General features: G+C 68.9%; 28 protein-coding genes. 22 read left to right on the top strand and 6 right to left on the bottom strand.

Annotation, left to right across the window (positions count from 1 at the left end):
- Positions 1-31 precede the first annotated feature (31 nt).
- Genes J2X21_RS13620 through J2X21_RS13590 form a run of 7 tightly spaced genes read left to right on the top strand, consistent with a single transcriptional unit; the run spans position 32 to position 11,398 of the window.
- A complete protein-coding gene (locus J2X21_RS13620) occupies positions 32-1,450 on the top strand; it encodes a glucoamylase family protein (protein WP_310329409.1) in 1,419 nt (472 codons plus the stop codon).
- A gap of 8 nt (positions 1,451-1,458) precedes the next feature.
- Positions 1,459-2,730 carry a sugar ABC transporter substrate-binding protein gene (locus J2X21_RS13615; RefSeq protein WP_310329406.1) on the top strand — a complete coding sequence of 424 codons (1,272 nt, stop codon included), beginning with the start codon at positions 1,459-1,461 and terminating at the stop codon, positions 2,728-2,730.
- The gene (locus tag J2X21_RS13610) at positions 2,727-3,626 is read left to right on the top strand and encodes a carbohydrate ABC transporter permease (RefSeq protein ID WP_310329404.1); all 900 of its coding nucleotides are present in this window, start codon (positions 2,727-2,729) and stop codon (positions 3,624-3,626) included. Before J2X21_RS13615 ends, J2X21_RS13610 begins: the two co-directional genes overlap by 4 nt.
- A complete protein-coding gene (locus J2X21_RS13605; protein ID WP_310329400.1) occupies positions 3,623-4,429 on the top strand; it encodes a carbohydrate ABC transporter permease in 807 nt (268 codons plus the stop codon). The genes J2X21_RS13610 and J2X21_RS13605 overlap by 4 nt, the downstream gene beginning before the upstream one ends.
- Positions 4,426-7,398: a glucosidase family protein gene (locus J2X21_RS13600; protein ID WP_310329398.1), complete on the top strand. Its 2,973-nt coding sequence runs from the start codon at positions 4,426-4,428 to the stop codon at positions 7,396-7,398. Before J2X21_RS13605 ends, J2X21_RS13600 begins: the two co-directional genes overlap by 4 nt.
- Positions 7,395-8,117 (top strand): carboxylesterase family protein, encoded by a 723-nt coding sequence (locus J2X21_RS13595; RefSeq protein ID WP_310329396.1) that lies wholly within the window; start codon positions 7,395-7,397, stop codon positions 8,115-8,117. Before J2X21_RS13600 ends, J2X21_RS13595 begins: the two co-directional genes overlap by 4 nt.
- The gene (locus J2X21_RS13590; protein ID WP_310329394.1) at positions 8,114-11,398 is read left to right on the top strand and encodes a GH36-type glycosyl hydrolase domain-containing protein; all 3,285 of its coding nucleotides are present in this window, start codon (positions 8,114-8,116) and stop codon (positions 11,396-11,398) included. The genes J2X21_RS13595 and J2X21_RS13590 overlap by 4 nt, the downstream gene beginning before the upstream one ends.
- Positions 11,399-11,415: 17 nt before the next feature.
- Here the strand turns inward: J2X21_RS13590 and J2X21_RS13585 are convergent, their stop codons facing one another.
- The 4 genes from J2X21_RS13585 to J2X21_RS13570 all read right to left on the bottom strand — a co-directional run bounded on the left by J2X21_RS13585 (position 11,416) and on the right by J2X21_RS13570 (position 14,041).
- On the bottom strand, positions 11,416-12,282 hold the full coding sequence (locus tag J2X21_RS13585) for a hypothetical protein (protein ID WP_310329393.1): 867 nt from the start codon (positions 12,280-12,282) through the stop codon (positions 11,416-11,418).
- A 69-nt stretch (positions 12,283-12,351) separates the two neighbouring features.
- Positions 12,352-12,711: a cupin domain-containing protein gene (locus J2X21_RS13580; protein ID WP_310329391.1), complete on the bottom strand. Its 360-nt coding sequence runs from the start codon at positions 12,709-12,711 to the stop codon at positions 12,352-12,354.
- Positions 12,711-13,151, bottom strand: coding sequence for a D-aminoacyl-tRNA deacylase (dtd, locus tag J2X21_RS13575; protein WP_310329389.1), 441 nt, complete (start codon positions 13,149-13,151; stop codon positions 12,711-12,713). Before dtd ends, J2X21_RS13580 begins: the two co-directional genes overlap by 1 nt.
- On the bottom strand, positions 13,148-14,041 hold the full coding sequence (locus J2X21_RS13570) for a cation diffusion facilitator family transporter (RefSeq protein WP_310329387.1): 894 nt from the start codon (positions 14,039-14,041) through the stop codon (positions 13,148-13,150). The genes dtd and J2X21_RS13570 overlap by 4 nt, the downstream gene beginning before the upstream one ends.
- Positions 14,042-14,106: 65 nt before the next feature.
- Here J2X21_RS13570 and argB point away from each other — a divergent pair, with 65 nt between their 5' ends.
- From argB to tatC, 14 genes are all read left to right on the top strand, one after another.
- Complete coding sequence (gene argB / locus J2X21_RS13565; protein ID WP_310329385.1) at positions 14,107-15,009, top strand: acetylglutamate kinase; 903 nt, start codon at positions 14,107-14,109, stop codon at positions 15,007-15,009.
- Positions 15,006-15,689, top strand: coding sequence for a pyrimidine 5'-nucleotidase (locus J2X21_RS13560; protein WP_310329383.1), 684 nt, complete (start codon positions 15,006-15,008; stop codon positions 15,687-15,689). The genes argB and J2X21_RS13560 overlap by 4 nt, the downstream gene beginning before the upstream one ends.
- Before the next feature lie 77 nt (positions 15,690-15,766).
- Entirely contained in the window at positions 15,767-16,453 is a 687-nt protein-coding gene (locus J2X21_RS13555) for a response regulator (RefSeq protein WP_310329381.1), read from the top strand.
- A 10-nt stretch (positions 16,454-16,463) separates the two neighbouring features.
- The gene (slmA, locus tag J2X21_RS13550) at positions 16,464-17,084 is read left to right on the top strand and encodes a nucleoid occlusion factor SlmA (protein ID WP_310329379.1); all 621 of its coding nucleotides are present in this window, start codon (positions 16,464-16,466) and stop codon (positions 17,082-17,084) included.
- Between the two features lie 24 nt (positions 17,085-17,108).
- Positions 17,109-18,044 carry an ATP-binding protein gene (locus tag J2X21_RS13545; protein WP_310329377.1) on the top strand — a complete coding sequence of 312 codons (936 nt, stop codon included), beginning with the start codon at positions 17,109-17,111 and terminating at the stop codon, positions 18,042-18,044.
- Positions 18,037-18,483 carry an NUDIX domain-containing protein gene (locus J2X21_RS13540; RefSeq protein ID WP_310329375.1) on the top strand — a complete coding sequence of 149 codons (447 nt, stop codon included), beginning with the start codon at positions 18,037-18,039 and terminating at the stop codon, positions 18,481-18,483. The genes J2X21_RS13545 and J2X21_RS13540 overlap by 8 nt, the downstream gene beginning before the upstream one ends.
- A 4-nt stretch (positions 18,484-18,487) precedes the next feature.
- Positions 18,488-18,877: a phosphoribosyl-AMP cyclohydrolase gene (gene hisI / locus J2X21_RS13535; RefSeq protein ID WP_310329372.1), complete on the top strand. Its 390-nt coding sequence runs from the start codon at positions 18,488-18,490 to the stop codon at positions 18,875-18,877.
- Positions 18,870-19,193 (top strand): phosphoribosyl-ATP diphosphatase, encoded by a 324-nt coding sequence (locus tag J2X21_RS13530; RefSeq protein WP_310329370.1) that lies wholly within the window; start codon positions 18,870-18,872, stop codon positions 19,191-19,193. Before hisI ends, J2X21_RS13530 begins: the two co-directional genes overlap by 8 nt.
- 2 nt (positions 19,194-19,195) lie before the next feature.
- A complete protein-coding gene (locus J2X21_RS13525; protein ID WP_310329369.1) occupies positions 19,196-19,558 on the top strand; it encodes a DUF4870 family protein in 363 nt (120 codons plus the stop codon).
- 25 nt (positions 19,559-19,583) lie between these two features.
- Entirely contained in the window at positions 19,584-19,988 is a 405-nt protein-coding gene (locus tag J2X21_RS13520; protein ID WP_310329366.1) for a DUF4870 family protein, read from the top strand.
- 14 nt (positions 19,989-20,002) lie between these two features.
- On the top strand, positions 20,003-20,350 hold the full coding sequence (locus tag J2X21_RS13515; RefSeq protein ID WP_310329363.1) for a histidine triad nucleotide-binding protein: 348 nt from the start codon (positions 20,003-20,005) through the stop codon (positions 20,348-20,350).
- A gap of 110 nt (positions 20,351-20,460) precedes the next feature.
- The gene (tatA, locus tag J2X21_RS13510) at positions 20,461-20,688 is read left to right on the top strand and encodes a Sec-independent protein translocase subunit TatA (RefSeq protein ID WP_310329361.1); all 228 of its coding nucleotides are present in this window, start codon (positions 20,461-20,463) and stop codon (positions 20,686-20,688) included.
- 168 nt (positions 20,689-20,856) lie between these two features.
- Positions 20,857-21,327 (top strand): Sec-independent protein translocase protein TatB, encoded by a 471-nt coding sequence (gene tatB, locus J2X21_RS13505; protein WP_310329358.1) that lies wholly within the window; start codon positions 20,857-20,859, stop codon positions 21,325-21,327.
- Positions 21,324-22,124 carry a twin-arginine translocase subunit TatC gene (gene tatC, locus J2X21_RS13500; protein WP_310329355.1) on the top strand — a complete coding sequence of 267 codons (801 nt, stop codon included), beginning with the start codon at positions 21,324-21,326 and terminating at the stop codon, positions 22,122-22,124. The genes tatB and tatC overlap by 4 nt, the downstream gene beginning before the upstream one ends.
- Here tatC and J2X21_RS13495 read toward each other — a convergent pair whose 3' ends face one another.
- The gene (locus J2X21_RS13495) at positions 22,125-23,306 is read right to left on the bottom strand and encodes a S1C family serine protease (RefSeq protein ID WP_404667340.1); all 1,182 of its coding nucleotides are present in this window, start codon (positions 23,304-23,306) and stop codon (positions 22,125-22,127) included.
- 20 nt (positions 23,307-23,326) lie between these two features.
- Between J2X21_RS13495 and J2X21_RS13490 the strand changes: the two genes are divergently transcribed.
- Positions 23,327-24,073: a Nif3-like dinuclear metal center hexameric protein gene (locus J2X21_RS13490; RefSeq protein WP_310329349.1), complete on the top strand. Its 747-nt coding sequence runs from the start codon at positions 23,327-23,329 to the stop codon at positions 24,071-24,073.
- On the opposite strand, the gene J2X21_RS13485 is transcribed toward J2X21_RS13490, so the two are convergent.
- Positions 24,070-24,990 carry a M14 family metallopeptidase gene (locus J2X21_RS13485; RefSeq protein WP_310329347.1) on the bottom strand — a complete coding sequence of 307 codons (921 nt, stop codon included), beginning with the start codon at positions 24,988-24,990 and terminating at the stop codon, positions 24,070-24,072. The genes J2X21_RS13490 and J2X21_RS13485 overlap by 4 nt on opposite strands.
- Positions 24,991-25,027 lie beyond the last annotated feature (37 nt).

The following is a 25,027-nucleotide window of genomic DNA, read 5'->3' as shown; positions in this document are numbered from 1 at the left end:
TCACCGCCGGCTCCCACAATTGCTTCACATCATGGATCTGCTGACACGACGTGCGCTGCTGGCGCAAGGCACGGGCCTCGCGCTCGCAGCGGCGCTGCCCGCCTGGGGCCTCGCGCCCACACCGGCCAGCGAGGCCTTCCTGGCCGACCTGGAACGCCGCACCTTCGACTTCTTCTGGGAGACCACCGACCCCAGGACCGGCCTGGCGCCGGACCGCTGGCCCACGCCATCGTTCGCCAGCATCGCGGCCGTGGGCTTCGCGCTCAGTGCCTATCCGGTGGGCGTGGCGCGCGGTTACATCACGCGCAACCAGGCGCGCGACCGCACGCTGACGACGCTGCGCTTCTTCGCCGGCCTGCCGCAAGGGCCGGGCAAGACCGGCGTGGCCGGCTACAAGGGCTTTTTCTATCACTTCCTCGACATGAAGGAAGGCCTGCGTTTTGCGCAGTGCGAGCTGTCCACCGTCGACACGGCCCTCCTGCTGATGGGCGCGCTGCATGCGCAGAGCTTCTTCGACGCCGACCAGCCTGAGGAGGCCAGCATCCGCGGCCTCGTGGACGAGTTGTACGGCCGCGTCGACTGGGCCTGGGCCCAGGTGCGCCCGCCGTCCGTCGGCCACGGCTGGACGCCGGAGAAGGGGCACATCCCCAACGACTGGAAGGGCTACAACGAGGCCATGATGGTCTATCTGCTGGCGCTGGGTTCGCCCACGCGGCCCGTCAAGCCCGAGGCCTACGATGCCTGGATCAGCACCTACGACCGCAGCTGGGGCGAGAGCTACGGGCAGAACCTGCTGCGTTTCCCGCCGCTGTTCGGCCACCAGTTCACGCATTGCTGGGTGGACTTTCGCGGCATCCGTGATGCCTACATGCGTGGCAAAGGCCTGGATTACTTCGAGAACTCGCGTCGCGCGACCTATGTGCAACAGGCCTATGCCAAGGCCAATCCGCTGGGCTGGCAGGGCTACAGCGACGAGGTCTGGGGCGTGACCGCCAGCGACGGCCCGGCCGACATCACGCTGCCTTACAAGACCACCAGCGGCAAGATCGAGAAGCGCCGCTTCATCAGCTACGCCGGCCGCGGCATGGGTGAGCACGACGACGGCACGCTGGCGCCCTATGGCGCCGGCAGCTCCATCGCCTTCGCGCCGGAGATCTGCATTCCCGCGCTGATGGCCATCAAGCAGCGCTACCCGCACACCTGGGGCCGCTACGGCTTCTGGGACGCGTTCAACCCCAGCTTCAACTACCCCGACGTGAAGCTGCAGCACGGCCGCATCGAACCCGGCAAGGGCTGGGTGGACACCGACATGCTGGGCATAGACCAAGGCCCCATGCTGGCCATGATGGGCAACCACAAGGGCGAGCTGATCTGGAGCGCGATGCGCAAGAACGCGCACCTCGTGAAGGGGCTCAAGCGCGCAGGCTTCACAGGCGGCTGGCTGGGCTGACCCCGTTCATGCGCCGTCGCAGTCTGCTTACCGCCGCTGGAGCCGCAGCCCTGACGGGCTGCGCCCGCGACACCGGAACCACCACGCTGCGCTTCTGGGCGATGGGCCGCGAGGCCGAGGTGGCGGCGGAGCTGATTGCAGGCTTCGAGCGCGAGCAGCCGACCGTGCGCGTGAAGGTCGAGCAACTGCCGTGGACGGCCGCGCACGAGAAGCTGTTGACGGCCTTCGCCGGCGACGCGACGCCGGATCTCGCGCAGGTCGGCAACACCTGGCTGCCCGAAATGCAGGCGCTGGGCGCGCTGGAGCCGCTGGAGCCGTGGATAGAGCGCACACCGGTGATGCAACCGGCCGACTACTTCGACGGCATCTGGGCCACCAACGCGCCCAACGGCCAGCGCGTGGGCCTGCCGTGGTACGTGGACACGCGGCTGCTGTTCGTGCGGCAGGACCTGCTTGAGCGCGCCGGCATCCCGCGCATCCCGCAGGACTGGGACGAGTGGCGCAACGCGCTGGCCCGCCTGCGCGAGCACGGCATGGCAACGCCCATCCTGCTACCCACCAACGAGTTCGAGCCGCTGCTGGCGCTGGCGCTGCAGCAGCCCGGCGAGGTGCTGCGCGACGGCGGCCGCTTCGGCAATTTCTCATCGCCGGACTTTCGCCGCGCGTTGGGCTTCTATGCCGAGCGCTTCGAGCGTGGTGACGCGCCGGGCCTGACCAACAACCAGGTCGCCAACCTATGGCAGGAGTTCGGGCGCGGCACATTCGCGTTCTACATCTCGGGCCCGTGGAACATCGGCGAGTTCAAGCGCCGGCTGCCCGCCGAACTTGACGATGCGTGGACCACCGCGGAGCTGCCCGGGCCGAGGGGCCTGGGCGCGTCCGTCGCCGGCGGCGCCAGCCTGGCGATGTTCAAGCGCTCGCGCCACAAGCCCCAGGCCTGGGCGCTGATCAGCTACCTGAGCCGGCCCGATGTGCAACTGCGGTTCTATGAGCTGACCGGCGACCTGCCGCCGCGGCGCAGCACCTGGGCCATGCCGCTGGAGGGCGGCGCGACGCTGGCCGAGGATCGCCACGCCGCCGCGTTCCGCCGCCAGCTGGAGCGCGTGCGCCCGACGCCGGCCGTGCCGGAGTGGGAGCGCATCATGCAGGAGATGCAGTTGGCCGCTGCGCGGGTGGTCGGCGGGCGCGACAGCATCGACACCGCGGTGCGGGGCCTGGACTCGCGGGTGGATGGAATCCTTGAGAAGCGTCGCTGGATGCTGGATCGGGCGAAGGCATGACCCGGCACGGCCGTCGCGAATCTCTCGCTGCCTGGGCCTTTGCCGCCCCGGCATTGATCGTCATCGCGCTTTTCTTCGGCGTGCCGGTGTTTGCCGGCCTGGCGCTCAGCCTGACCGACTTCGACATCTACGCGCTCGCCGATCTGCGCAACCTGCGCTGGCAGGGCTGGGACAACTACGTGCATGTGCTGTCCATGCCGCTGTTCTGGCAGGCGCTGGGCAACACGGCCTACTTCGTCGTGCTGGGCGTGCCGCTGTCCATCGTGTTGTCGCTGGCCGCGGCCGTGCTGCTGCAGAGCAAGCTGGTGCGCTTCAAGCCGGTGCTGCGCACGGCGCTGTTCGCGCCGGTGGTGACGACGCTGGTGGCCGTGGCCGTCATCTGGCGCTACCTGTTCCACGTCAAGTACGGCCTCGTGAACTACACGCTGCAGTCCATCGGCATCGACCCCATCGACTGGCTGGGCGACCCGCATTGGTCCATGCCCACCATCATCGGCTTCGCCGCGTGGAAGAACTTCGGCGGCAACATGATCATCTTCATCGCCGCGCTGCAGGCCGTGCCGCACGATTTGTACGAAGCCGCGCGGCTGGACGGTGCGCGCAGCTGGGCGCAGTTCCGCTTCATCACGCTGCCCAGCATCGCGCCGACGCTGCTGATGGTCACCATCCTGACGACGGCCGGCTACTTCCAGCTGTTCGCCGAGCCCTATGTGATGACGCAGGGCGGCCCGCTGCAGAGCACGGTCAGCGTGCTGTACCTGATGTACGACGAAGGCTTCAAGTGGTGGAACCTGGGCCTGGCCTCGGCGATCGCCTTCGTGCTGTTCGTCATCATCGTGGCGGTCAGCAAGGGCTTGATCGCGCTGCAGCGCCGCTGGACCGGAGAGGCCGCATGAAGCGCATCGCCGTCAATGCGCTGCTGTGGGCCTTCGCGCTGCTGGCCGTGTTCCCGCTGGTGTGGATGGTCTGCGTGTCACTGATGCCGGCCGGCAGTGCCTCCAGCCTGCCGCCACCCTTGTTGCCGCGCGAGCCCACGCTGGTTCACTACGAGAAGCTGCTGGGCGACGGCGGCCTGAAGCGCGCCTTCATCAACAGCCTCGCGCTGGCCATCGTGGCCACGTTCGTGTCGGTCAGCTTCAACACGCTGGCCGGCTACGCGTTCGCCAAGCTGCGCTTCAAGCACCGCGAGCGCGTGTTCGGCCTGCTGATCGCCGCGCTGGTCATCCCCGGCCAGGTGGCCATGCTGCCGTTGTTCCTGATGCTCAAGGGCATGGGCCTGGTGAACACCTGGATGGGTGTGCTGATCCCGAGCATGGCGGGCATCTTCGGCATCTTCCTCGTGCGCCAATACGCGCGCGGCGTGCCGGATGAGTTGCTGGAGGCGGCACGGCTGGATGGCGCCGGCGAGTGGCGCATCTTCTGGAACATCGTGCTGCCGACCTTGAAGCCGGTACTGGTCACGCTGGCCGTGTTTGCCTTTCTGGGCAGCTGGAACGATTTCATGTGGCCGTTGATCGTGCTGACCGACGGCGAGATGCACACGCTGCCGGTGGCGCTGGCGGCGTTGTCGCGCGAGCACGTGCAGGACAGCGAGCTGATGATGGCCGGCGCGGTGATCACGGTGCTGCCGGTGCTGGCCTTGTTCATTGCCTTGCAGCGCTATTACATGCAGGGTTTGTTGATGGGAAGTGTGAAGTGAAGAAGGCGTTTGCGCTGGTCCTGTTGCTGGCGGCTCCCTGGGCCGGTGCCGCCGTGCTGGACGACATGAAGGACACCACCGTCTGGAAAGCCACCGCCTCCGACCAGGTCAAGGCAGCGCTGCGCCGTGACGTCAAGGACGACAGCCTGTGCCTGGACTACGACTTCGCGGGCGTGTCCGGCTATGCCGTGCTGCGCCGCGAGCTGCCGCTGGACTGGCCCGCTGACTTCGCGCTGACCGCGCAGCTCAAGGGCAGCAGCAGGCACAACGATGTGCAGATCAAGTTTGTCGACGCCAGCGGCGACAACGTCTGGTGGGTCAATCGCCCCGCGCTGGCGCTGCCCGACACGCTGACCGACATGAGTTTCAAGCGCCGCCATGTCGCGTTCGCCTGGGGCCCCACGACCGACCGCACGCTCACCCGCAGCCAGTTCATCGAGTTCGTCGTCGTCGCCGGCCAGCAGCAGGGCGGCGGGGCAGGGCAGTTGTGCGTCGGCGCGCTGAACCTGGAGCCACGCGAGCCGGCGCCCGACAAGTGGCCCGAGCCGAAGCGCAGGCTCGGCGGCGGCGAGTTGACGCTGGACTTCCAGCGCCTGCGCGAGTTCAACGGGCTGTGGTTTGCCAGCGGCGCGGCCACGCGCGTGGAGGTGTCGGACGACAACCGGCGCTGGAAGCTGCTGTCCTCGCGTCCGGGCCGCGCGCTGTTCCTCGGTGAACAGGAGTGGCGCTGGCTGCGCATCCGCCATGAGGGCCGCAAGCCGCCCGAGGTCGAGCTGCGCGATGCCGCGCAATGGCCCGACCGCAATGCGGCCGTGACCGAGTTGGCCAAGGCGCTTCCGCGTGGCGAGCTGCCGCGTGGCTTCATCGGCGAGCAGAACTACTGGACCGTCGTTGGTGTGGACGGCGGCGCGCAGCGCTCCGGCCTGGTCAGCGAAGACGGCGCCATCGAGCTGACCCGAGGTGGGCCCAGCATCGAACCCACCATCCGCCTGACCGATGGCCGCTTCATCACCTGGGCCCAGGTGCGCGCCGAGCACAGCCTCGTCGAGCATGCGCTGCCCGTCGTGCAGTGGCGCCATGCCGACGTCGAACTGCGCATCGAGGCAGGGGCCGACGGCCAGGCCCAGAACCCGCAACTGCTGGCGCGCTACACGCTGCGCAATCCGACGAGCAAACCGCAGCGGGTCGCGCTGCTGCTGACGCTGCGGCCCTGGCAGGTCAATCCGCCGCAGCAGTTCCTGTCCACTCCAGGCGGCATCAGCCCGCTGCCGGCGATCGCGTGGGCGGATGGAAAGCTCAGCGCCGCGGGCCTGAACCTGAAGCCGCGCGAAGCACCGGCCGAGGTCCGCGCGGCGCCGTGGAGTGCCGGCCCCGGCATGGCCTCGCTGCTGCAGTCCGCGCCGCTCACGGATCTGGCCGACACCGAGGGACTGCCCTCCGCCGTCATGCGCTTCGATGTGGACCTGGCGCCGGGCCAGTCCCGCACGCTGGGTTGGGTGTCGGGCGCTGGCGTCGTCGATGCCTCAGCGCTGGACACGCGCCTGGCCGTCGCCGCCGCCCAGTGGCGCGACCGCCTGGGCGTGCTGGAGCTGCGACTGCCGCCGCAGGCCCAGCCCGTGGTCGACACCATGCGCGCCGCACTCGCGCAGATGCTGATGTCTCGCGAGGGCCCGGCGTTGCGACCGGGCACGCGCTCCTATGCGCGGTCATGGATACGTGATGGCGCCATGATGGTGGCGGGCCTGGTGCGCATGGGCGAGGCCAAGGCGGCCGAGGAATTCGTCGACTGGTTCGGTGGCTACATCTTTGACAGCGGCAAGGTGCCCTGCTGCGTGGACCAGCGCGGCGCCGATCCCGTCGTCGAGAACGACAGCCATGGCCAGTACCTGTACGCCGTCGCCGAGCTGTGGCGGCACACGCAGGACCGCGCGCTGCTGCAGCGCCACTGGCCCAAGGTGCAGCGCGTGATGGCCTGGATGGAAGCGCTGCGCCAGAGCGAACGCCAGCCCGGTGCCGATCCAAGGTTCAAAGGATTGATGCCGCCGTCCATCAGCCACGAGGGCTACAGCGACAAGCCGGCCTACTCCTACTGGGACGACTTCTGGGCGCTGCGCGGCTACAAGGACGCGGTGCAGATCGCGCAGGCGCTGGGCGCCGCCGCACAGGCCACAGGCTGGGCCGCGATGCGCGATGAGTTCGAGGCGGACCTCTCTGCCTCGATCGCCGCGACGGCCCAGCATTTCAAGCTCGACCACATCGCCGGTGCCGCCGACCGCGGCGACTTCGATGCGACGTCGACGACGATGGCGCTGAATCCGGCCCAGGCCGAAGCCAGGCTGCCGGTCGAGCTGCTGCGGGGCACCTTCGACCGCTACGTGAAGGAGGCCGATGCACGCATCAGCGGCGCCAAGATTTGGCGCGACTACACGCCCTACGAGCTGCGCAACGTCAGCGCGCTGGCCCGCCTGGGTCGCGTGGATGATGCGCACCGGCTGCTGGCCTGGTTCTTCACGCACCAGCGGCCGGCCGGCTGGCACAGCTGGGCCGAGGTGGTGCTGCCCGACGCGCGCGAGCCGCGCTTCCTGGGCGACATGCCGCATGCCTGGATCTCGTCCGACTACCTGCGCGCCGCGCTGGACCTGCTGGCCTACGAGCGCGAGGCCACCGGCACGGTGGTGCTCGGCGCCGGCCTGTCGCCCGCGTGGCGTGCGGCCGGCGACATCGGCGTGACCGGCCTGTCCACCGCCTGGGGGCGACTGGACTACCGGCTTCTGCGCCGCGCCGACGGCGGCTGGACGCTGCACATCGACCGCCGGCCCGAACGCCTGCCCGGTGAATTGCGCCTGGCCTGGCCGGGTACGGCGCAGTTACCGCGCGCTAACGTCGAATCTGCGCTGCTCACATGGCAGGGCCGCGAATTGCCCCTCCCAACCGGCGCGACGACCATCCACCTGGAGCCCATGCCATGACGATCTCCCGCCGCCAGCTGCTGTTGACGAGCCCCGTGCTGCTGAGCGCCTGCGCCGCGCTGCCACCCACCGTGCCGCCCGGTCTGGCGGCCGGCGAGCAGCGCGCGTGGGAGCTGGAGGGAACGCGCTTCTGGATCTGGCTGCCGCGCGAGTACGCGCAGCGCAGCGAGCGCTGGCCGTTGGTGATCTTCCTGCACGGCTCCGGCGAGCGCGGCACCGACCTGCAGAAGGTCAAGGTGCATGGCCCGCCCAAGCTCATCGCCGCCGGTGCCGCCTGGCCCGCCATCGTCGTCAGCCCGCAGTGCGACGACAACCAGCGCTGGGACCCCGAGCGCCTGCACCGGCTGCTGGTCGCGCTGAAGGCCAGGCTGCATGTCGACGCGCAGCGCTGCGTCGGCACCGGCCTGTCCATGGGCGGCTTCGGCATGTGGCAGTGGGCGACGGCCCATCCGCGCGACTTGGCGGCCATCGCGCCCGTCTGCGGCTTTGGCGACCCGGCCCAGGTGGCCGCCATGCGCGGCGTGCCCGTGCGTGCCTATCACGGCGACCAGGACACCGTGGTGCCGCTGGCGCCGCACGTGGCCTGCGTGGACGCGCTGCGCGCCGCGGGCGGCACGGCCTCGCTGACCATCTACCCCGGCGTGGGCCACGACTCGTGGACGCCCGCCTACAACGACCCTGAACTGCTGCCCTGGCTGTTGGCGCAGAAGCAAACATGACTCCGCACCTGATCCGCAACCAAGCCGGCCTCGAAGCCGAACTGCTGTCCCATGGCGCACTGCGCCGGCTGCAGCTCGCGTCGGGGCTGCTGCTCAACCTCTTCCCCGGCAACGAGCTGGAAGGCGGCCCGGCCAACATCTGGCTGCGCCGGCGCGATGCCGGCGGTGACTGGCGCGCCGTGCCGCTGCTGGGGCCGCTGTCGCCGCTGAGCGTGCACATGGCCGAGGGCGCATTCGAGATGCGCGGCGTGTGGGACGGGCTGGCGCTGCGGCTGCAGTTGCGGCTGGCCGAAGACCAGCCCACGCTGTTCTGGCATCTGCAGGCCATCAATGACAGCGGTGCCGCCTGCGACATCGCGCCCGTGCTGGTGCACGACATCGGCCTGGCGGACTACGGCGCGGTGCGCACCAACGAGTTCTACGTCAGCCACTACATCGACCTGCAGCCGCTGCGGCATGCGCAGCACGGCGTGCTGCTGGCGGCGCGGCAGAACCAGGCGCAGAAGGGCCAGCATCCCTGGCTGCTGGCCGGTTCGCTCCGGCGCGCCGAGAGCTTTGCGACGGACGCGGCACAGGTCTGGGGCCATGCGGCCCGCGACGGCACCGTCGTGCCGCCGGCCGTGCTGGCCGGTCTGCCGGGCACGCGGCTGCAGCAGGAGCATGCGCTGGTGGCGCTGCAGGACGAGGCCCTGACGCTGAAGCCGGGCGAGAGCACATCGGCCGGCTTCTTCCTGACGCTGCGGGCGCATCACCCCGAGGCCAGCAGCGATGCCGACCTGGCCCTTCTGCCCGCGCTGCTGGCAATGCCGGAGGCCCGACCCTCGGCGGCGCTGGAGGAGCCCGGCCAGCCGCTGGCGGCCAGCCTGTTCGCCACGGCACAGACCTTCCCCACCATCGATCTGGACGAGGCTGCCTGCGGCGAGCTGTTCCCCGGCGAACGCCGCCACGAGGAGCGGCTGGACGGCCGGCTGCTGAGCTTCTTCACGCCCGATGCCGGCCACGTGGTGCTGCGCGCCAAGGAGCTGCTGGTGCAGCGCCCGCACGGCCACATCCTGCGCGCGGGCGACCACCTCGTGCCCGACGAGGGCGCGCTGACGTCCACCTGCTGGATGGGCGGCGTGTTCCATTCCATGCTGACGCAGGGCCATGTCAGCATCAACCGCATGCTGTCCACGCAGCGCAGCCTGCTGGGGCTGTTCCACAGCGCTGGCTTGCGGCTGTTCGTGCAGCCGCAGGCGGAGGACTGGCAGCTGCTGGGCCTGCCGTCGGCCTTCGAGATGCAGCCGCAGCGCTGCCGCTGGATCTACGCCCACCTGGGCGGCGTCATCGAGGTCGTCGCCGCCGCCGGCGCCGCGCCGGATGCGATGACGCTGACGCTGCGCGTGCTGAAGGGCCGCGGCCTGCGGCTGCGCGCGACCCTTAACCTCGCGCTGGGCGGCGACGACGGCGCCGCGCCCGACAAGCCCGTGTGGGAGCACAGCGGCGAGCGGCTGCGCATCACGCCGCCCGAAGGCAGCGCGCTGGCCGAGCGCTTTCCGGAGGGGGCGCTGGTCATCGAGGCGCCGGGCATCACCATCGTCGGCGACGACGGTCGCCTGTACGACGACGGCGTCAGCCGTGGCGAGTCCCTGGTGTGCCTGGACTTCTCACCGGGCCATGCATTCACGCTGACGCTGCGCGGTGAACTGCTGGACGTGGCGGCGCCGCCCGCCCAACCGCTGGCGCTGCCGAAATGGCGGCACACGGCGCTGGCGCAGCTGCACGACATCCTGCCCTGGTACGCCCACAACGCGCTGGTGCACTACCTGTCGCCGCGCGGGCTGGAGCAGTACTCCGGCGGTGGCTGGGGCACGCGCGACGTCTGCCAGGGCCCGCTGGAGATGCTGCTGGCGCTGGGCCAGACGGCGCCGGTGCGCGACCTGCTGCTGCGCGTGTTCAGCGCGCAGAACGCCGATGGCGACTGGCCGCAGTGGTTCATGTTCTTCGAGCGCGAGGCGCAGATCCGCGCCGGTGACTCGCACGGCGACATCGTGTTCTGGCCGCTTCTGGGCCTCGCGCAATACCTGATCGCCAGCGGCGACGCGGGCCTGTTGGACGAGGTGCTGCCCTTCCATGACGACGTGCCGGCATCGCTGGCCGTGCACGTGGAGCGGGCGCTGGCGCTGATCCGCCGGCGCGTGGTGCCCGGCACGGGCCTGGCCGCCTACTGGCATGGCGACTGGAACGACTCGCTGCAGCCTGCCGACCCGGCGCTGCGCGAGCGCCTGTGCAGCGCGTGGACCGTCACGCTGCACCACCAGATGCTGCACACGTTGGCGCGAGCATTCGGTCAGCTGAGACGCGGCGACGAGGCCGCACGCCTGGTGGCCGAGGCGGCTGGCGTGCGCGCCGAGTTCCAGCGCCTGCTGGTGCAGGACGACGTGGTGGCCGGCTACGCACTGTTCCCCGAGGCCGGCGGGCGCGAGCTGTGGATACACCCGACGGACCAGCGCACCGGCCTGCGCTACAGCCTGCTGCCGATGATGCACGCTGTCATCGACAGCCTGTTCACGCCCGATCAGGCGCGCACGCAGGCCGCGCTGATCGAGCAGCACCTGAAGGGCCCCGACGGCGCGCGCCTGTTCGATGCGCCGCTCCCCTATCGCGGCGGCCCGTCGCTGCTGTTCCAGCGCGCCGAGACCAGCACCTTCTTCGGCCGCGAGATCGGCATCATGTACATGCACGCCCACCTGCGCTATGCGCAGATGCTGGCGCACCTGGGCCATGCCGAGGCCTTCCTGCAGGCGCTGATGCAGGCCCACCCCATCGCGCTGCGCGACCGCGTGAAGAGCGCCAGCCCGCGCCAGGCCAACTGCTACTACTCCAGCTCCGACGCCGCCTTCGCGGACCGCTATGTGGCCCGGGCCGAATACGGCCGCGCACTGGCCGGCGAGGTGGCGCTGGACGGCGGCTGGCGCATCTACTCCAGCGGCCCCGGCATCGCGCTGGGGCTGGTCATCGGTTCACTGCTGGGCCTGCGGCTGGAGCAGGGCGAACTGGTGGTGGACCCCGTCATGCCGCCGCAGCTGGACGGCCTGCAGGTGCAGCTGCAACTGGCCGACCTGCGCTTCGAGCTGAACTACCGCGTGGGGCCGCGCGGCCATGGCGTGGAGCGCGTGCGCGACGAGGCCGGCGCGGAGCTGTCCGCCACGCGCCGCCCGCATGCCTACCGCATGGGCGCGCTGGCGCTGCCGCGGCCGGCGCCGGGCAGCGTCAACCGCTGGACGGTGGAACTCGGCTGAACCGCGGCGCGAGCCCGTCAGGGCTTGCCCGCCTCCGCCGGCACCTGCTTGACCGGGCCGACCTCCACCGCGCCGCGCACGGAGCGGTAGGCGGCCTGTTCGACGAGCTTGTTGAGCTGCGTCACCAGCTCGGCCGGTGAGACCTGCTCGACAACGTCGATGGACTTGGAGTTCGGGTCGCTGTACTTGGTGTGCGTGAACTGCGGCTTGCGGGCGACGACGGCCAGCGTCTTGGCGTCCAGCGTCACGCGCTCGAACGAGATGAAGGGCGCCACATAGGCCTTGTCCTTCTGCTGCTCGCCTGTGCGCGGGTTGATGGTGGTCTGGTCCGGGTCGGCGAGATCCTGCTTGCGGTCGATGCCGTCCTCGTCCAGCAGTTCCCATTGGTTGCCGGTGGGCTTGACGTAGATGCCGATGCCGCCCAGCCGGTTGGGCATGCCCTCGCGCGTCTCCCAGGAAAAGCGCGGCAGGATGGCTTCGATGCGGTCCCAGTCGGCGCGTTGCGGCATCTGGGTCAGGCGCTCGCGCAGCGCATCCAGCACCAGCGCATCGCGGGCCTCGAAGGACGCGTTCTTCAACTGTTCTGCGAGCCCGGGGTTGGCACTCCAGCGCAACATGATGCGGCGCGAGTTGGGCTCCTCGGCGGCGAGTGCGCTGTCCAGCCCGCGCAGCACCGACATGTTCAGCAACTGGGGGTCGATCTGCAGCGTGCGGCGCGAGAAGTCGTCGATGCTGCTGGCGCGCTTGCCGCGCTGCTTGACGATGCTGAGCTGGTCGCCGAGCGTGGAGATGAGGGCGATGGTCTGCGTCGGTTTGGCGGCCTCCTCGGCCGGCGCGGCCAAGGGCAGCGAGATCGCGATGGCAGCCAGCAGTCGTTTCAGCATCAACTCACCTCCCCAGGTTTCTTGGGGGCGGATGCTAATGCCAGGATCAGGTGTTCCGGGCTGCGTTGCTCAGGCGGCAACTTCCACGAAGACAAAGTGCTTGCGCACCGGCTCCAACACCTCGAACTCGCCCTCGAAGCCCGGCGGGATGACGCCACCCTGGCCGGGGCCGACGTCCACGGCGCCGGCCGACCCGTGCACGCGCACGCGGCCCTGCAGCACATGGAAATACTCCTGGCGGCCAGCGGGGAAGACGATGCGCCAGCGGCCCACCTCGCATTCCCACACGCCGGCGCTCATGGGGCCGGCTTCGTGCAGCGTCCAGGTGCGGCGTTGCGGCGCGCCTTGCACGCGGCGGTCTTCGCGGGGCTGGTCCAGCGCAGGCGCGCGGCCATCGGTCGAGTCGATCAGGACGATTTCAGGCGTCATCAGTTCATCCGCATGGGAATGGTCACGGGGCCGTCGTTGACGAGGTGCACCTGCATGTCGGCGCCGAACTCGCCCGCGGCGACGACCGGGTGCTGCCGGCGCGCGAACGCCAGCGTGTGCTCGTAGAGCCTTCGTCCCTGTTCGGCCGGCGCCGCACCCGAGAAGCTGGGCCGGTTGCCGCCGTTGGTGTCGGCCGCCAGCGTGAACTGGCTGACGATGAGCAGGCCGCCGCCCACGTCCTGCACGCTGCGGTTCATCTTGCCGGCCTCGTCGCTGAACACGCGCAGCTTCAGCACTTTGGCGATGAGTTTCTCGGCCGTCGCCTCCGTGTCGGTCGGCTCGGCGCAGACCAGCATCAGAAAGCCTTGCTGGATGGCGCCGACGACGGCGCCGCCCACTTCCACGCGCGCCTCGCGCACCCGTTGCAACACCGCGATCACGTCAAATCCTCTTCATCCAGGTTGTGCGCTTCCATGTTCATCGGCAGCAGCTGGATGCTGGCGCGCAGCCCCGGCACTGCCTTCATCAAGGCCTGCTCGACCTCGCCGCGCAGCGCGGCCGCACGGCCCAGCGTCCAGCCGGCCGGCAGGTGCATGTGCAGGTCGACGAAGCGGCGCTGGCCGGCGACGCGGCTGGCGATGTGGTCGAAGCGCACGGGCTGCGCCTGCCGTTGGCGCTCCAGCACGGCGTGCACCGCGGCCAGCGATTCAGCGTCCAGCGCCTTGTCCATCAGCCCGCCGCTGGATTCGCGCAGCAGGTGGATGCCTTCACGCAGGATGTTCAGCGCCACGGCCGCGGCCAGCAGCGGGTCCAGCCAGTGCCAGCCGGTGGCCATCACGCCGAGCAGGCCGGCGACGACGCCGACGGAGGTCCACACGTCGGTGAACAGGTGGCGGGCGTCGCCCTCCAGCGCCATCGAGCGCACCTCGCGCGCCTTGCGCAGCATGGCCCAGGCCAGCGCGCCGTTCAGTGCCGTACTGAACAGCGTCAGACCCAGACCCAGCCCCAGGCTTTCCAGCGGCTGCGGATGGCGCCAGCGGTCCACCGCGCCCCACAGGATGCCCAGCGCCGCGGCAATGATGAGGATGCCCTCGAAGCCGCTGGAGAAATACTCGGCCTTGTGGTGGCCAAAGGGGTGGTTGTCGTCCGCCGGCTGCGCGGCCAGCGTGACCATGGCCAGCGCAAACAGCGCACCGGCCAGGTTGACGAAGGACTCCAGCGCGTCGGCCGCCAGGCTCACCGAGCCGGTCCACCACCAGGCGGCCGACTTCAGCGCGATGGTTGCGAAGGCCGTGGCAACAGAGAGTTTCAGATATGCGCTGGCTTGCATGGCTCGGCATTCTGCGGGCATCACACAGGCTTCCTAGAATTGCGCCAAAACCCGGAGTCCCCCGCATGAGCACCCACACCACCGACGTCTCCCACATCGCGCCGCGCGAGAAGGCCGAGATCCTGTCCCAGGCGCTGCCCTACATCCGCAAGTTCCACGGCAAGACCATCGTCATCAAGTACGGCGGCAACGCCATGACCGACCCGGAACTGCAGCAGGACTTCGCCGAGGACGTGGTGCTGCTGAAGCTGGTGGGCCTGAACCCGGTCGTCGTGCACGGCGGCGGCCCGCAGATCGAAGGCGCGCTGTCGCGCCTGGGCAAGAAGGGCCAGTTCATCCAGGGCATGCGCGTCACCGACGAGGAGACGATGGAAGTCGTCGAGTGGGTGTTGGCTGGCCAGGTTCAACAGGACATCGTGGGCCTGATCAACGCCGCCGGCGGCAAGGCCGTGGGCCTGACCGGCCGCGACGGCGGCATGATCCGCGCGAAGCAGCTGAAGATGGTCGACAAGGACGACCCGGCCAAGGAGCACGACATCGGCCAGGTTGGCGATATCGTCTCCATCGACCCGTCGGTCGTGAAGGCACTGCAGGACGACCAGTTCATCCCTGTCGTCAGTCCCATCGGCTTTGGCGAGAAGAACGAGAGCTACAACATCAACGCCGACGTGGTGGCCGCCAAGCTGGCGACGGTGCTGCAGGCCGAGAAGCTGCTGATGCTGACCAACATCCGCGGCGTGCTGGACAAGCAGGGCGAACTGCTGACCGAGCTGACACCCCGTCGCATCGACGAGTTGGTGGAAGACGGCACGATCAGCGGCGGCATGATCCCGAAGATCGCCGGCGCCATCGACGCGGCCAAGAGCGGTGTCAACGCGGTCCACATCATCGACGGCCGGGTGCCGCATTCCATGCTGCTGGAAGTCCTCACGGACCAAGCCTACGGAACCATGATCTCGTCTCGATGAGCAGACATCCCAAGATTTGGCTGTTCGACCTCGACGACACGCTGCACAACGCGTCGCACCGGGCGTTCAAGGAGCTGAACGCGTCGATGGCGGCCTACATGGTGACCTACCTCGGCCTCACGGACGAGGAGGCGGCGAGGCTGCGCAACCGGTACTGGGAACGCTACGGCGCGACGCTGACCGGCCTGCAGCGCCATCACGGCATCAAGCCGGCGCATTTCCTCGCCGAGACGCACCGGCTGCCCGGCCTGGATGCGCATCTGCATGGCCACGCCCATGACCTGGCCGCGCTGCGCCGTCTGCCGGGGCGCAAGTTCCTGATGACGAATGCGCCGCGCAGCTATGCCGAGCGCGTGCTGGCGGCGATCGGCCTCAGCAGCGCCTTTGAGGGGCTGATCTGCGTGGAGGACATGCAGATGTTCGGCCACTCCCGACCCAAGCCGGATACCCGCATGTTCCGTGCGGTATTGGCGCGGCTCAAGCTCAAGCCCGAACATTGCATCCTCGTCGAGGACACGCTGATGCACCAGAAATCGGCCCGCAGCCTGGGGATGTCCACCGTCTGGATGCAGCGCTGGCTGCGCAAGACGCCCGATGGCCGTCGCCTGCAGCACCGGCCGGCCTACGTGAGCCGGCGCGTGCGTTCGCTTGCGGCGCTGGCGAGGTCCCCCCAGTTCTGAAGGAAAGCGTGAATGGGCGACGGGGTATCCTCGTCGGACAATCCGCCGTCCGGCAGCTAGAGAGATTTCCAGAGTCAATGACCCCGTTCTCGGTCCTCATCGTCGAAGACCAGGCCCGCTTCCGGGAGGCTTTCACGCATGCGCTGAGCAGCGTGCCCGATATCGAGTTGCTTGGCATTGCCCCCGACCTGCCGCAAGGCCGGCGCATGTTCGACCAGCTCCAGCCCGATGTGCTGCTGGTCGACCTGGACCTGCCCGGCGGCAGCGGCATCGAACTGATCCGCCACGCGGCCCAGACCCGTCCGCAATGCGAGGTCATGGTGATCTCCGTGTTCGGCGATGAGCAGCATGTGGTATCCAGCATCGAGGCCGGCGCCACCGGCTATCTGCTGAAGGACAGCCTGGCGCTGGACCTGCCGGGCCAACTGCGCTCGCTGCGCGCCGGCGGCAGCCCGATCAGCCCCGTCATCGCGCGCCGGCTGCTGGTGCGTCTGGCGCCCGGCGCTCAAGGGTCCACCGGCCCGTCGCCCGAGGCCATGGCGGCCACGCTGGCCGACGAGGAGGTCGTGGCGCTGTCCGAGCAGGAGTCGCGCGTGCTGCACCTGGCGGCCAAGGGTTTCACCTTCGACGAGATCGCGCAGTTCATGCAGGTGTCGCCGCACACGGTGATGACCTATGTGAAGCGCGTCTATCGCAAGCTGCACGTGCGCTCCAAGGTCGAGGCGATCTACGAAGCCCGTCGGCTGGGCTGGCTGCGCGATTAGCATCCGGCGCATGGACGCCGATCTGCCCGCTGACAGCCCCAGCCCCACTCCCAAGAAGCGCCCCAAGCCTGGCGAGCGCCGCACGCAGATCCTGCAGGTGCTGGCCGGCATGCTGGAGCAGCCGGGGGCCGACCGCGTCACCACCGCCTCGCTGGCAGCCAAGCTGGATGTCAGCGAGGCGGCGCTGTACCGGCATTTCGCCAGCAAGGCGCAGATGTTCGAGGCGCTCATCGATTTCATCGAGAGCAGCGTCTTCGGCCTCATCCACCAGATCGTCGACGCCCCCCAGCCCATGCCGGGGCAGGCGGCGCGCATTGCCAGCGTCATCCTGCAGTTCGGCGAGAAGAACCCGGGCATGACGCGCGTGATGGTGGGCGACGCGCTGGTCTACGAACACGAACGGCTGACCGCGCGCATCAACCAGTTCTTTGATCGCGTCGAATCCTCGCTGCGCCAGGTGCTGCGTGCCGCCGCCGAGGCGCAGGGGTCGCTGACGCCCACGGTGCATGCCAACGCGCAGGCGTCGGTGTGGGTCTGCTTCATCATGGGCCGGCTGCAGCGCTATGCGCGCTCGGGCTTCAAGCGGCTGCCCACGGAGCAACTGGAAGCATCCCTCAAGTCCATCGGCTAGGCATCTGGCTCCTACACTGGCGGCATGTCTGCCGCTTTGGAATCCTTCCTGGCCCGCGCCGAGGGTCTATTGACCCGGCTCGAGGCCGTCCTGCCCCATGCCGCGACGGCGCCCGACTGGGCCGCGTCCACCGCCTTCCGTGCCCGCCGCCGGCATGGTGCGCTGTGTCTGGAGCCGGTGAAGGCGGTCAGCCGCATCCGGCTGTCCGACCTGCAGGAAGTGGAGCCGCAGAAGGAAAAGCTGCTGCGCAACACGGCCCAGTTCGTTGCCGGACGGCCGGCCAACAACGTGCTGCTGACGGGCGCCAAGGGCACCGGCAAGAGTTCGCTGATCAAGGCGGTGCTGAACGAGTTCGCCGACCGTGGCCTGCGCCTCATCGAGGTCGACAAGGCCGACCTGGTGGACCTGCCAGACCTCGTCGAACAGGTCGCGGCCCGCCCGGAGCGCTTCGTCGTTTTCTGCGATGACTTGAGCTTCGACGAAGGCGAGGCCAGCTACAAGGCGCTGAAGAGCGTGCTCGACGGCTCCATCGCGGCGGCCAGCGACAACGTGCTGATATACGCCACCAGCAACCGCCGCCACCTGCTGCCCGAGAAGATGGTGGACAACCTCGCCGGCACGCATGGCGAGCACGGCGAGATCCACCCGGGCGAGGCGGTCGAGGAAAAGATCTCGCTGTCCGAGCGCTTCGGCCTGTGGATCAGCTTCTACCCGTTCAGCCAGAACGAGTACCTGACCATCGTCGCGCAGTGGCTGCGCCATTTCGGACTGGACGACGCCGCCATCGAGGCCGCGCGCCAGCCAGCGCTGATCTGGGCGCTGGAGCGCGGGTCGCGATCGGGCCGCGTGGCCTTCCAGTTCGCACGCGACCGCGCCGGCCGCGGCGCCGTGGGCGAGGCAGAACCGGCGCTGCGCATCCGCGACTATGGCCAGGCGCCGGAAGGCCTGGACCATGTCTGAAGCCGAACGTGTGCCGGTCGAAGTGGCCGTGGGCGTGCTCGTCGAGCGTGATGCAGCGGGCCGGGAAGGGCGCTTCCTGCTGACCTCACGCCCGCCGGACAAGGTCTACGCGGGCTATTGGGAATACCCGGGCGGCAAGGTCGAGGCCGGCGAAACCGTCGAGCAGGCGCTGGCCCGCGAGCTGCGCGAGGAACTGGGCATAGAGATCGGTCCGGCCCACCCGTGGCAGACGCTGGTCATGGACTATCCCCACGCCCGCGTGCGGCTGAACTTCTGCAAGGTGTTCGACTGGACGGGTGATTTCCAGATGCTGGAGGGCCAGCAGATGGCCTGGGCGGACCTGCCCGTGCAGGTCAAGCCCGTGTTGCCCGGCACCATCCCCGTGCTGCAATGGTTTGCCGCCGAGCGCGGGCATTCCGGCCCGACTCACCTAGACTGAAAAGATGAGCTGGATCGACGAAGTGAAATGGGATGACAAGGGCCTGGTGCCCGTCATCGCCCAGGAGCAAGGCACGGGCGACGTGCTGATGTTCGCGTGGATGAACCGCGAGGCGCTGGCGTTGACGGCCGAGCGCGGCCAGGCGGTCTATTTCAGCCGATCGCGCAACAAGCTGTGGCACAAGGGCGAGGAGAGCGGCCACTTCCAGCAGGTGCACGCCATCCGCATGGACTGCGACAACGACGTCGTGCTGCTGACCATCACGCAACTGGGCCACGAGCCGGGCATCGCCTGCCACACGGGCCGGCACAGCTGCTTCTTCCAGAAGCTGGAGAACGGCGCGTGGACGCCGGCCGAACCGGTGCTGAAGGACCCGAGCAAGATCTATGAGTGACGACATCCTTTCCCGCGTCGGCGCGGTCATCGAGTCCCGCAAGGGTGCCGATCCCGGCACCAGCTACGTCGCCAAGCTGTTCGACAAGGGGCTGGACAGCATCCTGAAGAAGATTGGCGAGGAAGCCACCGAGACGGTCATGGCGGCCAAGGATGGCGACCCGCAGAAGCTGGTCTACGAGGTGGCCGATCTGTGGTTCCACAGCATGGTCGCGCTGGCCCATTTCGGCCTGAAGCCCGAGGACGTGCTGGCCGAGCTGGCGCGGCGCGAAGGGCTGTCGGGCCTCGCGGAAATCGCGGCACGCAAGAAGGACTGAACATGCAGACAGGCAATCTCGAAGTCGCTCCCACCGTCGACGGCCAGCAGCTGCAAAGCCTGCGCAACCTGACGCTGGTGACCTACGTCCTTTACGCGGTGGGCGTCTTCACCGGCCTGCCGGCGCTGATCGCCATCATCATCAACCACGTGAAGGTGGGCGATACCGAGGGCACGATCTACCGCAGCCATTTCAGCTGGCAGATGCGCAGCTTCTGGTGGAGCCTGCTGTGGGCGTTCCTGGGCTGGATCACCGTCTTCATCGGGGTCGGCTTCGTCATCCTGGCCGCCAACTGGATCTGGCTGGTCTACCGTTTGGTGCGAGGCTTCCTGGCCTGGAACGACGGCCAGCCCATGCCGGTCTGAACAGCAAGGATTGGAGGGAGTCGACATGCAGGCAGCCATCCCGGCGCAAGACGCCAGCGTCACGCCCACCGCGGCCGCCCGGCGCTTGAGCCTGGTGCTCTACACGCTGTACGCGCTGTCGTTCTTCTCCGGCGGCTTGACCGGCCTGGCGGCCATCCTGATCAACCACATCAAGTACGGTGACGTCAGCAAGACGCTGTACGGCAGCCACTTCCGCTGGCAGATGCGCACCTTCTGGTGGACCGTGCTTTGGTGGGTGGCGCTGCTGGGCAGCCTGCTGGTGATCTGGTTGGGCATGGGTCGCGGCAACTTGGGCAGCGTCGCCTGGTTTGTGGCGGTGGCTTCGATGGTCATCAACCCGCTGTGGGTGATCTACCGCCTGATCCGTGGCTCGCTGGCCTGCATCGATGGCCGGCGCATGCCGGTCTGAACAAGGAAATCAACATGTCCCACGACCCCAACTGCATCTTCTGCAAGATCGTTGCCGGCCAGATCCCGAGCAAGAAGGCCTACGAAGACGAGGATGTCCTGGCCTTCCATGACATCAACCCCTGGGCGCCGGTGCACGTCCTCATCATCCCGAAGCGCCACATCGCGTCCCTGGCCGACGTGACCGAGGCCGAAAGCCAGTTGCTGGGCAAGATGACCGCGCTGGGCCCGCGCCTGATGAAGGAACTGGGCGTCACGAATGGGTTCCGCCACGTCATCAACACCGGGCCGGACGGCGGGCAGGAGGTGTATCACCTGCATCTGCACGTGATGGGTGGCCCGAGGCCCTGGTTGAAAGGCTGACGCCGGACCCAACCTAGGGCTTGCGCCCGACGCAGGGTGTGGCTGCGGCCTGCTCGGCCCTGTCACAGGCGTCACCTAGAATTTGAGCCAGTCCTTAAGGAGTAGACATCATGGGTGGTTTGAGCATTTGGCACTGGCTGATCGTTCTGCTGGTCGTCGTTCTGATCTTCGGCACGAAGAAGCTGAAGAACATCGGCAGCGACCTCGGCGGTGCCGTCAAGGGTTTCAAGGACGGCATGAAGGACGGCAGCAGCCCCGAAGCCCCGCCGCAGCAGGTCGCCGCCAACAAGGCCAACGACCCGAACACGGTCGACGTCGACGCCAAGACCAAGTCCTGAGCTTGAGAAGCTGTGCGTCAGCCCCTCACGCCCGCTCATCCCGCCGCAACGCCGCCACTCGGCGTTGCAAATGCTCGCCGTGGCACGTGCCACGGCTGCGCTTGGCGCCTTGATTGGCGCCGCTGCGACGGTCTGCTCGGCCGCGCAGGGCTAACCCACAGCTTCTAAGTGCTTGACTTCGGCTTTGACAAGATAGCGCTGATCGGCGCGGTGGCGTTGATCGTCATCGGCCCCGAGAAGCTGCCCCGCGTCGCCCGCACGGTGGGCACCTTGCTGGGCAAGGCGCAGCGCTACGTGGCCGATGTGAAGGCCGAGGTCAACCGCTCCATCGAGCTGGAGGAACTTCAGAAGATGAAGTCCCAGTTCCAGACGGCGGTGAACGACGTCGAGCAGAGCGTGCGCCAGGAGGTCGATTCCGCCACACAGGCGCTGAACGACACCTGGAGCGACGCGACCGGCACGTCCCACGACTACGGCCTGGCGTCGCTGGCGCCCGAGTACCGCCATCCGAAGAAAAACTGGCGCCTGAAGCGCGGTGCGACGCCGCTGTGGTTCAAGCAGAAGGCCGGCGTGCGCCGCCATACCCAGTCGGGAGCCGCCCGGGTGGCGCGTTTCCGGCCTCCCGGCTTGAATCGATGAGTTCCTCCTTCCAGAAGCCCGACCACGACGAACTGGCGGGCACCGAGCAGCCCTTCGTCGCTCACCTGATCGAGCTGCGCAACCGGTTGCTGTACGCGGCCTACGGCCTGGGTGCCGCGATGGCGCTGCTGGCGATCTGGCCCGGCCCCAGTCGGCTCATCGACATCATTGCCGCGCCCATTCGCGCCCACATGCCGGCTGACGCCAAGCTGATCGCGGTGGGCGTGTTCTCGCCGTTCTTCATCCCGCTGAAGGTGTTGATGATGGCCGCAGTGCTGCTGGCGCTGCCCTGGCTGATCTACCAGGCCTGGGCTTTCATCGCGCCGGGCCTGTACAGCCACGAGAAGCGCTTCGCGCTGCCGCTGATCGTGTTCGGCAGTGCACTGGCCTACGGCGGCATCGCATTCGTCCAGTTGTACGTGCTGGACCAGATGTTCTTCTTCATCCAGAACTTCACGCCCGAGTCGGTCGCGGCCACGCCCGACATCGCGTCCTACGTGGAGGCCATCCTGGGCCTGTACATCGCGTTCGGCATGGCCTTCCAGGTGCCCATCGTGGTGGTGCTGCTGGTGAAGGTGGGGCTCGTGACGGTGGAGCAGCTGACGGCGTTCCGCGGCTATTTCATCGTCGTGGCCTTCGTCATCGCGGCCGTCATCACGCCGCCCGACGTGTTCTCGCAGCTGGCGCTGGCCGTGCCGATGTGCTTCCTGTACGAAGCCGGCATCTGGGTCGCGAAGTTCTTCCTCAAGAAGACGCCGGCGGCGGCCGACGACGCCGAGTCGCCGCCCCAGACCTGATCACTCGTCCGCGGCAAGCGGCTGCGGGCGGCGCGGCCGTTGGGCCACGGCAAGCTGGAAGTTCAAGGTCTTGCCGTTGCGCTGCACGCCGACGTCCACCTGGCTCTTGGGCTTCAGCGCCGCGACGCTGGCCAGCAATTCGGCGGGTGACGTGATGCTGCGGTCGCCGACGCGGATCAGCACGTCGCCCGGCTTGATGCCGGCCTTGGCTGCCGGGGCGTCGTTCTCCACGCCGCCGATCAGCACGCCCTTGGCGTCGCCCAGATTCAGCGCCTCGGCCAGCTCGGGCGTCAGCTCGCGCGTCTGCACGCCGATGTAGCCGCGCGCCACCGAGCCGTCCTTCAGGATGGCCGTCGCCACCTGGCGCGCCACGTCCACGGGGATCGCGAAGCCGATGCCCAGCGAGCCGCCGCTGCGCGAGAAGATGGCCGTGTTGATGCCCACCAGCCGGCCGTCGGCGTCCACCAGCGCGCCGCCCGAATTGCCGGGGTTGATGGCCGCGTCGGTCTGGATGAAGTTCTCGAAGGTGTTGATGCCGAGCTGGTTGCGACCCAGCGCCGACACGATGCCCGAGGTCACCGTCTGGCCCACGTTGAACGGGTTGCCGATGGCCAGCACCGCATCGCCGACCTGCAGGCTGGCGGCATCGCCCAGCGGGATGGCCGGCAGGCCCGGCAGGCTGATCTTCAACACGGCCAGGTCGGTGTCGGGGTCGGTGCCGATGAGCTCGGCGCGGGCCTGGCGGCCGTCGGTCAGCTGCACCTCGATGTCGGACGCGCCGTCCACGACGTGGTTGTTGGTCAGCAGCACGCCATCGCCGGAGATGATGACGCCCGAGCCCAGACCTTGCTGCGGCATGCCGCGCGGCGGGCCGAACGGGAAGTTGAACGGGAAGCCGTTCTCATGCCCGCGGCGGGCGGCCCGCGACGGCGCCTTGCTGGCCGTGATGCTGACGACCGCGGGCGCAGCGGCGCGCGCGGCCTGCGCAAAGCCGGTTCGCATGACGGAGGCGGCGGGCGCGGGTGGGGCCGGGGGCAGGGCGATTTCGCGCGCCGTCTCGGCGACGGGGGCCTGGCGCCAGCGCGATTGCTGCAGCCATTGCGGCTTCAGCGTGGCGATGACGAAGATGACGCCCAGCGCCACGGTGACCGCCTGCGCGAAAATCAGCCAGAGCCGTTTCAACACCCCATACCTCTCAAGCCATGACCGAACGCGCCGCGCTGGAGCGCCACCTGAACCAGTTGCTGGAGCCAGCACGCTTCAAGGATTATGGGCCGAACGGTCTGCAGGTCGAGGGCCGTGCAGAGGTCGCCCGGCTGGTCTGTGGGGTCACCGCCAGCCTCGCGCTGATCGACGCGGCCATCGATGCGGGCGCCGATGCCATCCTGGTCCATCACGGCCTGTTCTGGCGCGGCCAGGACGGCCGCGTGACTGGCTGGATGAAGCAGCGGCTGGAGCGGCTGATACGCCACGACGTGAACCTGTTCGCCTATCACCTGCCGCTGGATGCACATCCTGAGTTGGGCAACAACGCGCAGCTGGGCAAGCGCCTGGGCTGGGCGGCCGATGCACGCTTCGGCGACTCGGAGCTGGGCTTCATCGGCTCCATGGCGCCCACCACGCTGGACGCCATGGCCACGCAGCTGCGCACGCTGACCGGCCGTGAGCCCGTGCTGGCGCCCGGCGACGGCAGGCCTCTGCGCCGCGTGGCCTGGTGCACGGGCGGCGCGCAGGGCTATTTCGAGGCCGCGATCGCGGCCGGCGTCGATGTCTATGTGACCGGCGAGATCTCCGAACCGCAGGCCCACTACGCCCGCGAGACCGGCGTGGCCTTCATCGCGGCCGGCCACCATGCGACCGAGCGCTACGGCGTGCAGGGCGTGGGTGAGCGAGTGGCTGCGGACCTGGGCCTGGACTACCGCTTCATCGACGTGCCCAACCCCGCCTAAGCGTGCCCCAGCGCATAGGCGATGGCTGCGCGCACGGCGGTGACCTGCGCCGCGATGCATTGCTGCGGCGTCGTGCGCGGGCTGTCGGGGTAGACCTCGGTGGTCGTGCTGAAGCGCGCGCCCGTGATGGCGGCGCACAAGCCCTTCTTCGCCACGGCGAAGCTGATGACGCCGGGTGATTGCAGTGGGCAGCCGATGATCTGGCCGTTGGCGTCGGGTGGAGCGATGTGGGTCACCTGCGCCACGGCGTCGATGACGGCGCGCTGGAAGGCCGGCTGCGGCCGCTCGGCGTCGTCCACGAGGTAGAAGCCGTCCGGCACGACATCGGGCACGAAGGCCTCGCCATCGCGGGCCGCCAGCGCGGGCCGGAACTCGGACTCGTCGGAGTCCGTCGTTTCGTGCAGGTCGATGTGCATCAGCGTGCGGCCGCGCAGCGGCGCGAGCAGCGCCACCAGCGCGGCGGACTCCCCGGCCGGGCTGCCCTCACGGAAGTTGCGGTTCGGATCGAGCGCGTCGCGGTTCCAGCGCTGGATGCGCTCGTAGGCCCACGGGCTGACGCAGGGCGCCACCAGCAGGTTGGCTCGGCCGGCCTGCTCCAGCCCGTGCTCGCGCAGGAACTGCAGCGCGCCCAGCACGCCGCTGGTCTCGTAGCCATGCACGCCGCCGGTGACGACAAGCGTGGGCAGGTTGGCCCGCCAGTCGCGGCTGCGCACAACCATCAGCGGGAAGCGCTCACCGTCGTAGACCAGCGCACCGTATTCGCTGACATCGAAGGTCCGGCGCAGCGCCTCGATTGCCGCGAGCACGTCCCTCGCGTAGCTGCGGTGCCGGTGCACGCCGGCCCGCCAGGCCGCGATTTCGGAGGCGCCCCAGGGGTGCCCGGGTGTGCCGATGGGGTAGGGGGATGCGTTACTCATCGTGACCCGCAGTCTGCCAGCCTCGTCGTGACGTGAT

The organism is Roseateles asaccharophilus (assembly GCF_031458115.1).
Lineage (GTDB): Bacteria > Pseudomonadota > Gammaproteobacteria > Burkholderiales > Burkholderiaceae_C > Pelomonas > Pelomonas asaccharophilus_A.
The sequence above is the reverse complement of the archived record's forward strand: the minus strand, read 5'-3'. Positions and strand labels throughout refer to the sequence as shown.

Coding starts and splice junctions, on each gene's coding strand:
- J2X21_RS13530 (WP_310329370.1), top strand. CDS start 18,870: ATGAGTGACGACATCCTTTCCCGCGTCGGCGCGGTCATCGAGTCCCGC.
- J2X21_RS13595 (WP_310329396.1), top strand. CDS start 7,395: ATGACGATCTCCCGCCGCCAGCTGCTGTTGACGAGCCCCGTGCTGCTG.
- hisI (WP_310329372.1), top strand. CDS start 18,488: ATGAGCTGGATCGACGAAGTGAAATGGGATGACAAGGGCCTGGTGCCC.
- J2X21_RS13605 (WP_310329400.1), top strand. CDS start 3,623: ATGAAGCGCATCGCCGTCAATGCGCTGCTGTGGGCCTTCGCGCTGCTG.
- J2X21_RS13525 (WP_310329369.1), top strand. CDS start 19,196: ATGCAGACAGGCAATCTCGAAGTCGCTCCCACCGTCGACGGCCAGCAG.
- J2X21_RS13555 (WP_310329381.1), top strand. CDS start 15,767: ATGACCCCGTTCTCGGTCCTCATCGTCGAAGACCAGGCCCGCTTCCGG.
- slmA (WP_310329379.1), top strand. CDS start 16,464: ATGGACGCCGATCTGCCCGCTGACAGCCCCAGCCCCACTCCCAAGAAG.
- tatC (WP_310329355.1), top strand. CDS start 21,324: ATGAGTTCCTCCTTCCAGAAGCCCGACCACGACGAACTGGCGGGCACC.
- J2X21_RS13620 (WP_310329409.1), top strand. CDS start 32: ATGGATCTGCTGACACGACGTGCGCTGCTGGCGCAAGGCACGGGCCTC.
- argB (WP_310329385.1), top strand. CDS start 14,107: ATGAGCACCCACACCACCGACGTCTCCCACATCGCGCCGCGCGAGAAG.
- J2X21_RS13580 (WP_310329391.1), bottom strand. CDS start 12,711: ATGACGCCTGAAATCGTCCTGATCGACTCGACCGATGGCCGCGCGCCT.
- J2X21_RS13560 (WP_310329383.1), top strand. CDS start 15,006: ATGAGCAGACATCCCAAGATTTGGCTGTTCGACCTCGACGACACGCTG.
- J2X21_RS13615 (WP_310329406.1), top strand. CDS start 1,459: ATGCGCCGTCGCAGTCTGCTTACCGCCGCTGGAGCCGCAGCCCTGACG.
- J2X21_RS13545 (WP_310329377.1), top strand. CDS start 17,109: ATGTCTGCCGCTTTGGAATCCTTCCTGGCCCGCGCCGAGGGTCTATTG.
- J2X21_RS13590 (WP_310329394.1), top strand. CDS start 8,114: ATGACTCCGCACCTGATCCGCAACCAAGCCGGCCTCGAAGCCGAACTG.
- J2X21_RS13570 (WP_310329387.1), bottom strand. CDS start 14,041: ATGCAAGCCAGCGCATATCTGAAACTCTCTGTTGCCACGGCCTTCGCA.
- J2X21_RS13515 (WP_310329363.1), top strand. CDS start 20,003: ATGTCCCACGACCCCAACTGCATCTTCTGCAAGATCGTTGCCGGCCAG.
- J2X21_RS13540 (WP_310329375.1), top strand. CDS start 18,037: ATGTCTGAAGCCGAACGTGTGCCGGTCGAAGTGGCCGTGGGCGTGCTC.
- J2X21_RS13610 (WP_310329404.1), top strand. CDS start 2,727: ATGACCCGGCACGGCCGTCGCGAATCTCTCGCTGCCTGGGCCTTTGCC.
- J2X21_RS13520 (WP_310329366.1), top strand. CDS start 19,584: ATGCAGGCAGCCATCCCGGCGCAAGACGCCAGCGTCACGCCCACCGCG.
- J2X21_RS13485 (WP_310329347.1), bottom strand. CDS start 24,990: ATGAGTAACGCATCCCCCTACCCCATCGGCACACCCGGGCACCCCTGG.
- J2X21_RS13585 (WP_310329393.1), bottom strand. CDS start 12,282: ATGCTGAAACGACTGCTGGCTGCCATCGCGATCTCGCTGCCCTTGGCC.
- tatA (WP_310329361.1), top strand. CDS start 20,461: ATGGGTGGTTTGAGCATTTGGCACTGGCTGATCGTTCTGCTGGTCGTC.
- J2X21_RS13490 (WP_310329349.1), top strand. CDS start 23,327: ATGACCGAACGCGCCGCGCTGGAGCGCCACCTGAACCAGTTGCTGGAG.